The following is a 13,580-nucleotide window of genomic DNA, read 5'->3' on the forward strand; positions in this document are numbered from 1 at the left end:
CTACTCGGCGTCGCGCGGCTCCCCGGCCATGACCAAGCTCAGCTCGCTCGCCCCGCCCTCCTCGAACCGCACCGGGACGCCCCAGTCCTGCCGGGTGATCCGGCACGCGGGGTGCGCACCGCCGTCGTCACAGCTCGCCGCCTGGGCGACGACCTGCAGCACGCCCTCGGTCACCCCCGGCGCGAACCGGATCTTGCGGGTCAGCTCGGTTCCGGCGCCGGTGCCGTCGGCCAGCAGCTCCGGCGGTGACGCGCTGATCTCCAGCCGCGTCGACGGGCCGTACCGGTCGTCCAGCTTCTCGCCCGGCGGCGCGGTGAAGACGACCGAAAAGTCGACCTCGCCGGGCGCGAGGACCGTCGGCGGGCGGCGCACGGCGTGCGCGTCGCCGGTGACTACCGAAGGCTCGCTCGCCGGCACCGGGCCGATCCGGTTGCCCGCGGACTCGACGACCAGCAGCCGGCCGTCGGTCAGCAACAGGCCCTGCGGCTCGGCGAGGCCGGTGGCGAGCGTCGTCACCTCACGCGTGAAGAAGTCGAAGCGGCGGACGGCGCCGTTGTAGGTGTCGGCGATCGCGATCCGCGCGCCGGGCAGCACAGCGAGGCCGAGCGGGTGCTGGAGCAGCGCCTTGTCGGCCGGGCCGTCGGTGTGGCCGAAGGAGAAGAGGTCGATCCCGATCGCCGTCTGCACGGTGAACGAGTCGCCCGCCGGCTCGATCCAGCGCAGGGCGGACGTCTCGGCGTCGACGAGCCACAGCTTGTCGCCGTCGGCGGCGAGGCCGGACGTCTGCGCGAAGAACGCTTCGCTGACGTCGCCGTCGCGGAGGCCTTCGACGGTCGTCCCGGCGAAGCGGCGGATACTCCCCGACACCGGGTCGAACACGCTCAGCGTGTGGTTGCCGGCCATCGCGACGACGACCCCGCCGGCCGGGCCCCACCACTCGACGTCCCACGGGCTGCTCAGCTCGACCTCGACGCCCTTGCCCGAGTCCGGCCCGTTGCGCCACTGCGCGCCGGTGCCGGCGACCGTGGTCACCTCGCCGGTGATCAGGTCGAGGCCGCGCAGCCGGTGACCGGCGGTGTCGGCGACGACGGCGTGGTAGCCGGCGCGCTCGGCGACGTCGTAGGGCAGCAGTGCGATGCCCGCCGGCTCGGTGAACGTGGCGACGTCGAACGGCCCGTCCTGCCCGCCACGCTCTCCGCTGCCGAAGCGCCGGATGACCGTCTCACCGTCCGAAGCGAACTCGACGACGGAGTGGTGCCCGGTGTCGGCGACCAGGATGCGGCCTTCGGCGGTGGCGACGGCCTTGCTCGGGAACCGCAGCTCGCTCTGCTGCTCCTCGACCGGCACGTACGGGCTGCCGCCGCGGCGAAGCGTCCCCTTCGCTTCATGCTTCTTCACGAGGTCGGCGATGACGCGGCGAAGCGCCTCTTCGTGCCCTTCACCGGCGGCGACGTGGACGACGTAACCCTCGGGGTCGATGACCGCCAGCGTCGGCCACGCGCGGACCGCGTACTGCGACCACAGCTCCATCTTCGGGTCGTTGACCACCGGGTGGTGGACCTCGTAGCGGCGCACCGCGGCCTCGATGGACGCGCGCTCGCCCTCGTGCAGAAACTTCGGCGAGTGGACGCCGATCGTGACCAGCACGTCCGCGAACTCGGCCTCGAGCGGACGAAGCTCGTCGAGGACGTGGAGGCAGTTGACGCAGCCGCTGGTCCAGAAGTCCAGCAGCACGATGCGGCCGCGCAGTTCGGCCAGGGTGATCGGGCGGCCGCCGGTGTTCAGCCAGACGTCGCCGCGCAGCTCGGGAGCGCGCACGCGGGCCTGCGGTCGGGGAGATGTCACGGCAAGAGTGAACTACACGCGCTCACGCTCTGTTCCGGAGTCCAGCCGATGAGAGAACAAACTCACCCGACCGGGGTCACCCCTGGCCGCACGTCAAGAGAGCAGAAAAGAACGCGCGGCGGGGTCGGGCGCCACTTACGCTCTTGGGTCATGACTCCCGTCCAGCCGACCGGCGCCCTCTCCCCGGAGGAGGCGCGGCACCTGCAGGAAAACCTCCGGGAACCGGTGCGTCCCGGGCTGAGCGAGGCCGAGCTCGACGACGTCGAGCGCCGGTTCGGTTTCCGCTTCGCCGCGGACCACCGCACGTTCCTCGCCGCGGGCGTCCCGATCGGCGACCGCTGGCCGGACTGGCGCTGCGGCAACCCCGAGCAGCTGCGCAAACGTTTGGCCTGGCCGGTCGACGGCGTCCTGTACGACGTCGAACACAACGGCTTCTGGCTGCCCGACTGGGGCACGCGCCCGGTCGGGCCCGAGGACGCGGTCCGCGAAGCGGGGCACCGCCTGGCCGACGTGCCGCAGCTCGTGCCGGTGTGCGGCCACCGCTACCTGCCCGGTCTCGCCGGCACGTCCGGTTACCCGGTGTTGTCGGTGTACCAGACCGACATCGTCGTGTACGGCTCCGACCTGCGGGATTACCTGCAGCGCGAGTTCGGCACGGGCGGCATCTGCACGGCCCCACCGGACGGCCCGCGCTACATACCCTTCTGGTCCCGCTTCATCGACTAGCTTCGACGGCGGTTTTGAGCCGCGCGAGGGTCGCGGCGATGTTCGCCGTGTTGGCCTCGCGCCGGTTCCAGACGCCGGTGACCGTCGACGTCGGCACGCGGAACCACGCCGGCCGCCGCTCCCACATGCTTTCGACGACGACGCAGCCGGCACCGGCGGGTTCGAAGTCGTACTGCCACCGCGCGACGGGCAACCCGACCGAGGTCACCTCGAAGCCGAACCGGCGGCCCGGATCGGCGTCGGTGATGGTGGACAAGGTGCTCCACCGCCTCAGGCCACGCCGGTTGCGCCCGCGGAACCGGGCGCCCACAACGGGCCCGCGCGCCCGGCCGACCCACCGGTGCCCGGCGTACTCCTCGGCGACGTCGGCCAGCCTCGCCGGGTCGCTGACCAGTGCGTACACGGCTTCCGGAGCCGCGCCGACCTCGATCCGGCCGATGGCGTCGGGTTGGCTCATGGTGACCTCCGCGTCGAGGATGACATACCGAGGGTATGTCACCGACCGCGGTTCAGCGAAGCTGCCTGTGGATGACTTTCGGGCGATGTGGACAACTCGACGCCCAGCGGCCGGAAAAGCCGGTTCTGTCGGGGGTGACCGATACGCTGGACGTGGGACGCCCCCCAGGGAGTGGTGGGGGCTGTCTGGGGGTCCGAGCGGGCGCCGCAGCCGGCGGGGTGCGCGGGTGTCGAGGAGCGGATTGGGGTTTCTGCGGCTTTATCGCGCTGGTTCTAGAGATCGGCAGAGAGCGCGAGACTCAGTTCTCCCGGCGCAGCATCCGGCTCACACCCGCGGCTACCGTCGTCGCCAGGATCCAGCCTGACGCCGTGAAGCCCGCCGCTACCCAGTTGTCCGCTCCGTGCATGTACCAGCGGGACTTGTTGCCGAAGTCGACGATCGGGACCAGCAGGTCCGCTGTGTAGATCACCGGGTTCCACTGCAGGCCTGTGTCCTGCTGGTTCACCACGCACCTGGGGCCGTTCGCGATGATCTGGTGGGCCTGGTCCGTGGCCGGCCAGTTGACGCAGTCGTCCGTACCCAGGCCGAACCACAGGCTGCCCAGCACCAGCAGCGTGAACAGCCAGCCCAGCGCGCGGACCGGGCGGTAGCCGTAGCCGACCATCGAACGCTGGAGCCAGCTCCACAGCCGGACGCCGGGGCCGAAGAACTTGAAGCCGCGGGCCAGTGCCTCGTAGCGGAACTGCTGTTTGCGCAGCGCGACCGTCGACGCGTGCTCTTCGTTGCCCGCCGCGCGGAGCATGTGCGCGAGCTGGTCGTACGGGCCCGGGCGGTAGCCGCGCATGGCCTTGCGCAGCAGCTCGATGCGGTGGTCCAGGGACTTGTCGTCGTCGAGCGGGATGCCCTTCTTCAGGGCGTCGTAGCGGAAGTCCTCCAGCTCGATGCCCTCGGTCGAGGCCCAGAACGCCTCGTTGTCCGTCAACGTCCCGCAGTGCGCGCGGCGCAGCACCACGCGGCCCGCCGGAGGACTGCTCGGCGTGAACGTGAACTCGTCCGCGGCGACGTCGCCGGCGTCGAGGGCGACGTTGAACGGCGGGAACGAGCCCAGCTGGGCGCCGCGGATGTCGACGCGCCGCGCGACCTGGGCGCCGTCCAGGTTGACGCCGCCTTCGGCGACGAACGGGCGGCTGTTGTCGTCGCGCAGCAGCAGGTCGCGGCCGATCCGGCCGGTGCGGACGTCGAGGGAGAAACTGCTGGTCGCGCGGCGTCCAGGATCCGTCAGCCGGGTGCCCGCGAGGTTGATGCTGCCGCCGACCTCGAGGCCCTGCAGACGCAGCGTGCCGTGGATCGTGGCGTCCGTGAGCTGGAAGTTGCCGGCGATCTTCGAGCGCCGCGCCGAGAACACGTCCCGGCCGGGGTGGCGGAACATCGAGTTCCAGGCCAGGAAGTTGCCACCGATGGTGACGTCGGCCAGCCGCAGCTGCCCGGCCGGCACGCGCAGGCTGGTCGCCTCGATGTCGCCGCCGATCTCGGTGCCGTCCAGGTGCAGCGCCCGGTCGTAGTACGGCGGGGTCTTGCCGCGCACGACGCTGATCTCGGCGCCGGCCAGCCGCAGCGAGCCGCCGATCCGCGCGTTGACCATGCGCAACGTGCCCAGCGCCTGCAGGCCGTCGGACAGCTCGAGGTTGCCGTCGACGCTCAGCCGGTCGGCGACCAGCGCCGGGCGCGGGTCGAGGTAAGGGTCGTTCGACTTCCACGCGTCGACGGCGATCGGGCCCTGCTGCGACACCGTCAGCTTCGCCTCGCGCAGGATGATGTCGCTGTCCACGGTGGCGCTCGGCAGGTACATGATCCCGGTGGCGGAGAAGCGTTTGCGCTGGCTGGCCGGGCCGTAGTTGTCGACCTCGCAGAGCAGGCTGCCGCCGATGTGCAGGCCGTTGCCGTTGAGCGCGAAGCCGTCCGGGTTGTTCAGCGTGGCGCCGGAGAAGTTGACGTTACCGCCGGTTCGCAGGCCCGGGAGCCGCACTTCGCCGTTCGCGACCATCCGGTAGGCCAGCAGCGCGCCGGTGAGCACCAGCCGGTCGGCCTGGATCGCCTTGCCGTGCGGGTGCGAGATCACCGTGCGGGTCAGCACCATCGAGCCTTCGATCACCGCGTCCGTCAGGTTGACGGCGGCGTTCGGCATGCCGCGTTCGCGGTCGTCGCCGCGCTGGACCGTGGTCTCCTCGATCTCGCGGTCGTCGCCATCGACCTGCACGACGCAGCGGATCAGCCGGACGTCGTTGCGGCTGCGCATGTTGCGGGCCTTGAGCCCGGGCAACCAGCACTTGCGGAAGACCAAGCCGAGCAGGTTCGCCTCACGCACGTCCGGCGGCTGCTCGAACCGGCAGCGCTCGAACCGGAACAGGTACTTCAGGTCCGCGGCCCGCAGGTCCAGCGTGCCGGTGATGTACGCGTCCTCGACGTAGACGATCGGCGCGTTCGTGGCCTGCCGGCGCCAGCGCAGCAACCCGCCGTTGCCGGGTTTCAGCAGCTCGGAGGCCTTGACCTCGTAGCGCTTGTCGGGGATCCCCGCGAAGGGGTCCAACGGCGGCAGCGCGCTTTCGGTCGACATGGCCCGATCTCCCCTCGCCCCGCCACCAAGGTAGCGAAATCGCGGCGGAAACGGTGCCGGAACACCGTTTCCGCCGCGAGATCCTCAGGCGTTGGGGTTGAGCACGCGCGCGAGGAACGACTTGGTCCGTTCCTCCCGCGGGTCCCCGATGACCTGGTCGGGCGGGCCCTCTTCGACGACGACGCCGCCGTCCATGAACAGGACCTTGTCCGCCACCTCACGCGCGAACTGCATCTCGTGGGTGACGACGACCATGGTCATGCCGTCCTTGGCGAGCTGCTTCATCACGCCCAGGACGTCGCCGACGAGCTCCGGGTCCAGCGCGGACGTCGGCTCGTCGAACAGCATCAGCTTCGGCTTCATCGCGAGCGCCCTGGCGATCGCGACGCGCTGCTGCTGCCCACCGGACAGCTGCGCCGGGTAGTTCTTCGCCTTGTCACCGAGGCCGACGCGGTCCAGCAGCTCCAACGCGCGTTGCCGCACCTGGGCCTTCGGCTCGCGACGCACCTGGATCGGCGCCTCCATCACGTTTTCCAGCGCGGTCATGTGCGGGAAGAGGTTGAACCGCTGGAACACCATGCCGATGTCCTTGCGCTGGAACGCGACCTCGCTCTCGCGCAGCTCGTGCAGCTTGTCGCCGCGCTGCCGGTAGCCGACGAGCACGCCGTCGACGTAGAGCCGGCCGGCGTCGATCTTCTCGAGGTGGTTGATGCAGCGCAGCAGCGTCGACTTGCCCGAGCCGGACGGCCCGATCAGGCAGAGCACCTCACGCTCCTGCACCTCGAGGTCGATGCCCTTGAGGACGTCGACGGTGCCGAAGCTCTTGCAGATCTTCTGCGCGGACACGACGGGGGTCATGTGACGTTCCCTCCACCCCGGCTGAACAACTTCGACCGCCAGGCGGGCCGCTGCACCACGTCTCGCGAGGTGCCGCGCGAGAAGCGCTTCTCGATCTGGATCTGCACCAACGTCAGCACGGAAGTCATGAACAGGTACCAGAGCGCGGCGACGATGAGCAACGGCACAGTCTGCAGGTTCTGCGAGTAGATGGTCTGCGCCGCGACCATCAGCTCGAAGTACCCGATCGTCACGACCAGCGACGTCGTCTTCAACATCGAGATCGTCTCGTTGCCGGTCGGCGGGATGATCACCCGCATCGCCTGCGGCAGGATGATCCGCCGAAGAGTCCTGGTGCGGCTCATGCCGAGCGCGCTCGCCGCTTCCAGCTGGCCGTCGTCGACCGACTGGATGCCGCCTCGCACGATTTCCGCCATGTACGCGGCTTCGTTGAGGCCGAGACCGAGCAACGACGCCGTGAACTGCGTGATCAGCAGGTTCGTGTCCCAGCTGACGAACGTCGGTCCGAACGGGATGCCGAGCCCGATCCGGGAGTACGCGAGGCCGAGGAAGTTCCAGATGATCAGCTGGGTGATCAGCGGCGTGCCGCGGAACAACCAGATGTAGACAGCCGCGGCCCCCGACGTCAGCGGGTTCGGCGAAAGCCGCATGACGGCCAGCAGGATCCCGCCGACGATCCCGATCACCATCGAGATCACCGTCAGGATCAGGGTGTTCTGCAGGCCGCGCAGGATCCGGTCGTCGAAGAGGTAGTCCCCGACGACCGGCCAGTGCAGGGCGTTGTTGGTGATCACGCTGCGCGCCACGATGAACGCGACGAACAGGATGATCACCCCGGCCACCCAGCGTCCGTAGTGGCGCACCGGGACGGCTTTGATGGGCTTGACGTCGGCCGGCGCCTCGCTCGGAGGCGCTTCGGAAGAACTGGACACGCGAGCTACGTCCTAACTCAGCTGGCCGGGTTGATCTCCGACTTGGTGACCGCACCGGCCGAGGACAGGCCCCACTTGTCGAGGATCTTCTTGTAAGCCCCGCTGTCGATGAGCTTCTGGATCGCGCCCTGGACGGCCTTTCCGTAGTCACCGCTGTTCTTCGGCAGCACGATGCCGTACGGCGCGGTGTCGTAGGGCTCGCCGACGACCTCGAGCGCGCCGTTCGTCTGCTTCACCGCGTAGTCGATGACCGGCGAGTCGGCCAGCTCGGCCTGCACGCGCTTGGCGGTGAGGGCCAGGTTGACGTCGGTCTGGGCCTGCAGCTGGGTGACCTCGATGGCCGGCTTCCCGCCACCGGTGCAGGCGGCGTTCTTCTTGTCGAGGTCCTCGACCTGCGTGGTGCCCTTCTGCACGGCGACCTTCTTGCCGCAGAGGTCGTCGACCTTGATGCCGTCCGGGTTGCCCTTCAGCACGCCCAGCGAGGTGCCGGCCTTGTAGTACGAAATCATGTCGACCGTCTGCAGCCGCTCGCTCGTGATGCTGAACGACGACATCGCCAGCTCGTACTTCTTCGAGCCGATGCCGGGGATGATGCCGTCGAACGAAGCGTTCTGGAACTCCATCTGCACGCCGAGCACCTGGCCGATGGCGGTGCCGAGGTCGACGTCGAAGCCGGTGGCCTTGCCGTTGTCCTGGAACTCGTTCGGCGGGTAGCTCTGGTCCTGCCCGACGAGGATCTTGCCGTCGGTCTTGACGTCGGCGGGCACCAGCGCGGCGAGCGCGTCGTCCTTCGCGACCGTGCCTGCGTCACCCGATCCAGTACCCGCCGGAGCGGCACTGCTCGAGCCGACGTCGCCGGCACCGCTACCACCCGCGCCGCAGGCCATGGTCAGTCCGACCAGGGCGAATGCCGGCAACAGGGCGAGCGCCTTGAGCTGGGGTCCTCGGGCCACGTCGTCACTCCTCGTAGTTCTCAGTTCGTGAGAGCACGCATATTGCCACTCATCCATACCAAAGCACAGCACTGTCGAGTTACAGCGAAGTTTCGCAACGCTTCAACCAGCGTGGGAGTGTCGCGCGTTGGTGGGCACGTAGGTGAGGATGTCGTTCATGAACGCGATCCCGCCCCGGCTGCCCCCCTCCGGTCGACGCGCGCGGAAGGCGACGACCCGCCGGATCACCCGGCCGGGTGCCCGGTTCGACGGCTACCTCTCCCCGGAACGTCCGCACGCGGACGCCTACGACGAGATGTTCGCCGACGACGGCACGGTCCGCGGCCCGTACCGGGCGCTGTACGAGTCGATCGCGGCGCTCGACGCGCACGACCTCAACTCGCGGTCGCTCGCGCTGGACCGGGCGATGGTCGACCAGGGCATCACGTTCTCGCTGTCCGGTCAGGAGCGGCCGTTCCCGCTGGACCTGGTGCCGCGGGTGATCCAGGCGGCCGAGTGGTCGAAGCTCGAACGCGGGGTGGCGCAGCGGGTCCGCGCGCTCGAGGCGTTCCTCGCCGACATCTACGGCGACCGGCAGATCCTGCGTGACGGCGTCTTCCCGCGTCGGCTGATCACGTCGTGTGAGCACTTCCAGCGCGAGGCGTATGGCATCAACCCGCCCAACGGCGTGCGCATCCACGTGTCCGGTGTGGACCTGGTGCGCGACGAGGAGGGCACCTTCCGAGTTTTGGAGGACAACCTCCGGAACCCGTCCGGGGTCTCTTACGTGATGGAGAACCGGCGGACGATGGCGCGGGTCTTCCCGGACCTGTTCGCCCAGCACCGGGTGCGCCCGGTCGGCGACTACGCGTCGCACCTGCTGCGGGCCCTGCGCGCGGCGGCCGCGGCGAACGTCGCCGACCCGATGGTCGTGGTGCTCACCCCCGGCGTCCACAACTCGGCGTACTTCGAGCACTCGCTGCTGGCCCGGCTGATGGGCGTCGAACTGGTCGAAGGCCGCGACATGTTCTGCCGTGACAACGTCGTCTACCTGCGCACGACCGAGGGCGAACGCCCGGTCGACGTCATCTACCGGCGGATCGATGACGAGTTCCTCGACCCGGTGCACTACCGGCCGGACTCGGTGCTCGGCATCGCCGGCGTGCTCAACGCGGCGCGCGCGGGCAACGTCGTCGTCGCGAACGCCATCGGCAACGGCGTCGGGGACGACAAGCTCGTCTACACCTACGTGCCGGAGATGGTGCGGTACTACCTCGGCGAGAAGCCGCTGCTGCCCAACGTGGACACCTACCGCTGCTGGCTGCCGGACGAGTTCGACTACGTGATGTCGCACCTCGACGAGCTGGTCGTCAAGCCGGTCGAAGGCTCCGGCGGGTACGGCATCGTCTTCGGGCCGGAGGCGACGCCGGCGGAGCTGACGGCGTTGCGGCGGAAGGTGCGGGCGAACCGGCGCGGCTGGATCGCGCAGCCGGTGGTGCAGCTCTCGACCGTACCGTCGAAGGTGGAGGACCGGCTGGCGCCGCGGCACGTCGACCTGCGCCCGTTCGCGGTCAACGACGGCAAGGACATCTTCGTGCTGCCCGGCGGGCTGACCCGGGTGGCGCTGCCGGAAGGCAGCCTGGTCGTCAACTCGTCGCAGGGCGGCGGCTCGAAGGACACGTGGGTGCTGGCCTCCCGGACGTCCACCGCCGAGCGCGAGCTGGAACAACCGGCACTGGGCGCGGTGTCCACTGTGGACGGAATGGTCGCGGAGCAGGGTCCCGAGCTGTCTCTGTCACAGCAGCAGCAACAACAGCAGCAACAGCAGAGCTAGGGGGTTCGAAATGCTGGCACGCAACGCGGAGTCGCTGTACTGGATCGGCCGGTACGTCGAACGCGCCGACGACACCTCGCGAATCCTCAACGTCTCGGTCCACCAGCTGCTGGAGGACGCGAGTGTCGACTCGGACCACGCGAGCCGTCAGCTGCTCGCCGTCCTGGGCATCGAGTCGGAGGGCACCGAGTCCCTCGACGTGTGGAAGCTGACCGAGCTGGTGGCGTACGCGAAGGACAACCCGGCGTCGATCGTCGGGTCGATCAACTCGGCGCGCGAGAACACCCGCGGCGCCCGTGAGGTCGTCTCGACCGAGCTGTGGGAATGCCTGAACGCGACGTGGAACGCGGTGCCGGACCGCCAGCGCTACGCCCGGCGCGCCGGGCCGCACGCGTTCCTGTCGTTCGTCGAGGAGCGCGCGGCGATGTTCGCCGGCCTCGCCGACTCGACGATGAGCCGCGACGACGGCTGGCTGTTCATGGTGCTCGGCCGGTCGATCGAACGCGCCGACATGGTCGTGCGGCTGCTGCTGTCCCGGGTTTCGGACCGCGCGTCGTCGCCCGGCTGGATCACGGTGCTCCGCTCGGCCGGCGCTCAGGACACCTACCTGCGCACCTACCGCGGCGCGCTCGACGCGGGCCGCGTCGTCCAGTTCCTGTTGCGGGACACGCTGTTCCCGCGATCGGTGTTCCACGCGCTGCGGCAGGCGGAGGAGTGCCTGCAGCGGCTCGACACCGGTGGCGCGTCACGCAACAACGAGAAGACCGAGGCGCTGCGCGAACTCGGCCGGGCCCGCAGCGAACTGGAGTTCCTGCGCCCGTCGGACCTGCTGACCGACCTGCCGCGGCGGCTCGGGACGCTGCAGACGTCGATCAAGGAGATCGGCGAGGCCGTGTCCATGCAGTACTTCAGCACGTCGCCGTGGGTGGCGTGGAGCGGTGCGGAGGTTTCGCTGTGACCTGGCAGCTTCGGGTGGCCCACCGGACGGGGTACCGGTACGCGACGCCGGCCACGCAGTCCTACAACGAGGCGCGGCTGACCCCGCGCTCGGACCGCCGTCAGACGACGGTGGCGACGCGCATCGAGACGACGCCCGCGACCCGCGCGTACCGGTACACCGACTACTGGGGCACGGTCGTGACGTCGTTCGACCTCCACGCGCCGCACACGGAGTTCACCGTGCTGGCGACGTCGGTGGTCGAGACGGCCGACGAGGCCGAGCCGATCCGCGTGGCGTCCTGGAAGGACCTCCGCAGCGACACGGTCGTCGACCACCGCACGGAGTACCTGACGCCGACCGACTACACCCCGCGTGACCTCGCGCTGGCCCGCGAGGCACGCGCGCTGCGCACCGGCCTCGACCCGGCGGAGGCGGTGCTGGCGGTGTGCGAATGGGTGCACAAGCAGCTGAAGTACCAGCCGGGCACGACCGGCGTGCACTCCACGGCGACGGACGCGTGGAACGCGCGCGAAGGCGTCTGTCAGGACTTCGCGCACGTGACGCTGGTGATGCTGCGTGCGATCGGCATCCCGGCGCGGTACGTGTCGGGCTACCTGCACACGAGGCGGGAAGCGAAGCTCGGCGAAGTGGTGGAGGGCGAGTCACACGCCTGGGTCGACGTCTGGACCGGCGGCTGGTGGGCGTACGACCCGACGAACGCGATCCCGGTGGGACCGCGGCACGTGTGGGTGGCGATGGGACGGGACTACGCGGACGTGGCGCCGCTGAAGGGCATCTTCACCGGGGGTGGGCAGTCCACTTTGGACGTGTCGGTCCACCTGACCCGGCTGGCGTAACTCTCCGTATACCGCACTTTCGCTACGAAAGTGTTGTGGAGAGGCCTCCTCCGGAACACTTTCGTAGCGAAAGCTCGACTTGGGTCAGCCGCGGGCGTGGGCGTCCAGGATGTGCGCGACGGCCTCCGTGACCTGCTGTGCGTACTCGATGTGCAGCCACTCGTCCGGTACGTGGATGTTCGAGTCCGACCCGCACGCCCCCGTGACCAGGAACTGCGCCTCCGGGTACTTGCGCGACAGCAGCCCCATGAACGGGATCGAGCCGCCCATGCCCGTCGCGCGGTGCGGCTGGCCGAAGACGCCGTCGCTGACCGTCTGCAGTGCCGCCGTCAGCCACGGCGCCTCCGACGGCGCGTTCCAGCCGTCTTCCGACTGCGTATTGTCGCCGAAGGTCACCTTCGCGCCGTACGGGACGTCCGTGGTCAGGGTGCGCTTCACGGCTTCGAGCGCCTTCGCGGCGTCGACCGTCGGCGGGAGGCGGAAGCTCAGCGTCAACGTCGTGCTCTCGCGCAGGACGTTGCCCGCGTCGGCCGGCTTCGGGAAGCCGTCGGCGCCGATGATCGACAGCGTCGGGCGCCACGCGTTGTTGAGCATCAGCTCCAGCGCGTCCTCGGTGATCACGCGACCACCTTCGACCAGCGGGAACGCCTTCGACAGCGCCTCCGGGAAGTCCTTCGAGACGGCCTCCAGCTCGGCCAGCCGGTCCGCCGGGACGTCGACCTTCAGCTCGTCGAGCAGCAGTTCACCGGTGGCGCTGTCCTCGAGGCGCTCGATGAGGCTTCGCAGGATGCGGAACGAGCTCGCCACGACGCCCGAGGCGACGCCGGAGTGCTGCGCCGAGCCCAGCAGCTGGACGTTGACGTCCAGGTGCAGCATCCCGCGCAGGCTCGTGACCAGCCACAACCGCTCGTAGTCGCTGCCGCCGGCGTCGAGGCAGACGACCAGCGAGACCTCGCCGATCCGGTCGGCCAGGTGCTCGACGTAGGCGGGCAGGTCGGGGCTGCCGGACTCCTCGCCGGTCTCCAGCAGCACGACGATGCGGGCGTGCTCGCCGCCGGCGGCGTGCACGGCTTCGATCGACGTCGTCGCCGCGTAGCCGGAGTAGCCGTCGTCGACGGAACCGCGGCCGTACAGCCGGCCGTCGCGGATCACCGGCGTCCACGGGTCGAGGCCCTCGGACCAGCCGCCCACCGGGGGCTGCTTGTCCAGGTGGCCGTACATCAGGACGGTGCCCTCGGCCGCCGCGCCCGGGGTCGCCGGGACGTCGACGAGCAGCAAGGGGGTCCGGTCCGGCAGCTCGACGACGTCGATCGTCGCGCCCGGCAGGTCGCGCGCGGCGATCCACGCGCGGACGTGCTCGACGGCGGCGGCCAGGTGCCCGGTCTTCGCCCAGTCGGCGTCGAACGCCGGGGACAAGGCGGGGATGGCCACCAGCCCGGACAGGCTCGGGATGACGTCGTCGGTCCAGCCGGACACGACGGATTCACGAACGGATTTGTGCTCCACGGCGTCCATCGTGCCACGCGGGTTCCGGCGTGCGGCACATCACAAGGTCGACTCCGCAGGGCACAAAGACGCACACGCA

At 69.8% G+C, this 13,580-nt stretch carries 11 protein-coding genes; 4 read left to right on the top strand and 7 right to left on the bottom strand.

Features of this window, described 5'->3' with window-relative positions; translation table 11 throughout:
* Complete coding sequence (locus tag OHS58_RS36385; protein ID WP_328649913.1) at positions 1-1,818, bottom strand: NHL domain-containing thioredoxin family protein; 1,818 nt, start codon at positions 1,816-1,818, stop codon at positions 1-3.
* Between the two features lie 177 nt (positions 1,819-1,995).
* Here OHS58_RS36385 and OHS58_RS36390 point away from each other — a divergent pair, with 177 nt between their 5' ends.
* Positions 1,996-2,571, top strand: coding sequence for a hypothetical protein (locus OHS58_RS36390; RefSeq protein ID WP_247059447.1), 576 nt, complete (start codon positions 1,996-1,998; stop codon positions 2,569-2,571).
* Here the strand turns inward: OHS58_RS36390 and OHS58_RS36395 are convergent.
* The 5 genes from OHS58_RS36395 to OHS58_RS36415 all read right to left on the bottom strand — a co-directional run bounded on the left by OHS58_RS36395 (position 2,561) and on the right by OHS58_RS36415 (position 8,385).
* A complete protein-coding gene (locus tag OHS58_RS36395; RefSeq protein ID WP_326956535.1) occupies positions 2,561-3,028 on the bottom strand; it encodes an SRPBCC family protein in 468 nt (155 codons plus the stop codon). The genes OHS58_RS36390 and OHS58_RS36395 overlap by 11 nt on opposite strands.
* A 298-nt stretch (positions 3,029-3,326) precedes the next feature.
* Complete coding sequence (locus tag OHS58_RS36400; protein ID WP_326945300.1) at positions 3,327-5,642, bottom strand: oxidoreductase; 2,316 nt, start codon at positions 5,640-5,642, stop codon at positions 3,327-3,329.
* Between the two features lie 84 nt (positions 5,643-5,726).
* On the bottom strand, positions 5,727-6,500 hold the full coding sequence (locus tag OHS58_RS36405) for an amino acid ABC transporter ATP-binding protein (RefSeq protein WP_328645452.1): 774 nt from the start codon (positions 6,498-6,500) through the stop codon (positions 5,727-5,729).
* A complete protein-coding gene (locus tag OHS58_RS36410; RefSeq protein ID WP_328645453.1) occupies positions 6,497-7,432 on the bottom strand; it encodes an amino acid ABC transporter permease in 936 nt (311 codons plus the stop codon). The genes OHS58_RS36405 and OHS58_RS36410 overlap by 4 nt, the downstream gene beginning before the upstream one ends.
* A gap of 17 nt (positions 7,433-7,449) precedes the next feature.
* On the bottom strand, positions 7,450-8,385 hold the full coding sequence (locus OHS58_RS36415; protein WP_328645454.1) for an ABC transporter substrate-binding protein: 936 nt from the start codon (positions 8,383-8,385) through the stop codon (positions 7,450-7,452).
* 148 nt (positions 8,386-8,533) lie between these two features.
* On the opposite strand from OHS58_RS36415, the gene OHS58_RS36420 reads away from it, so the two are divergent.
* Genes OHS58_RS36420 through OHS58_RS36430 form a run of 3 tightly spaced genes read left to right on the top strand, consistent with a single transcriptional unit; the run spans position 8,534 to position 11,995 of the window.
* Entirely contained in the window at positions 8,534-10,198 is a 1,665-nt protein-coding gene (locus tag OHS58_RS36420) for a circularly permuted type 2 ATP-grasp protein (protein ID WP_326945303.1), read from the top strand.
* Between the two features lie 10 nt (positions 10,199-10,208).
* A complete protein-coding gene (locus OHS58_RS36425; RefSeq protein WP_247059455.1) occupies positions 10,209-11,156 on the top strand; it encodes an alpha-E domain-containing protein in 948 nt (315 codons plus the stop codon).
* Positions 11,153-11,995 (top strand): transglutaminase family protein, encoded by an 843-nt coding sequence (locus OHS58_RS36430; protein ID WP_247059456.1) that lies wholly within the window; start codon positions 11,153-11,155, stop codon positions 11,993-11,995. Before OHS58_RS36425 ends, OHS58_RS36430 begins: the two co-directional genes overlap by 4 nt.
* An 84-nt stretch (positions 11,996-12,079) precedes the next feature.
* Here the strand turns inward: OHS58_RS36430 and OHS58_RS36435 are convergent, their stop codons facing one another.
* Entirely contained in the window at positions 12,080-13,501 is a 1,422-nt protein-coding gene (locus OHS58_RS36435; protein ID WP_328645455.1) for a M20/M25/M40 family metallo-hydrolase, read from the bottom strand.
* Positions 13,502-13,580 lie beyond the last annotated feature (79 nt).

The organism is Amycolatopsis sp. NBC_00348 (assembly GCF_036114655.1).
Lineage (GTDB): Bacteria > Actinomycetota > Actinomycetes > Mycobacteriales > Pseudonocardiaceae > Amycolatopsis.

What these genes read in the sequence shown, in the direction of transcription:
- OHS58_RS36390 (WP_247059447.1), top strand. Translation starts at nt 1,996, where the DNA reads ATGACTCCCGTCCAGCCGACCGGCGCCCTCTCCCCGGAGGAGGCGCGG.
- OHS58_RS36405 (WP_328645452.1), bottom strand. Translation starts at nt 6,500, where the DNA reads ATGACCCCCGTCGTGTCCGCGCAGAAGATCTGCAAGAGCTTCGGCACC.
- OHS58_RS36400 (WP_326945300.1), bottom strand. Translation starts at nt 5,642, where the DNA reads ATGTCGACCGAAAGCGCGCTGCCGCCGTTGGACCCCTTCGCGGGGATC.
- OHS58_RS36395 (WP_326956535.1), bottom strand. Translation starts at nt 3,028, where the DNA reads ATGAGCCAACCCGACGCCATCGGCCGGATCGAGGTCGGCGCGGCTCCG.
- OHS58_RS36420 (WP_326945303.1), top strand. Translation starts at nt 8,534, where the DNA reads ATGTCGTTCATGAACGCGATCCCGCCCCGGCTGCCCCCCTCCGGTCGA.
- OHS58_RS36425 (WP_247059455.1), top strand. Translation starts at nt 10,209, where the DNA reads ATGCTGGCACGCAACGCGGAGTCGCTGTACTGGATCGGCCGGTACGTC.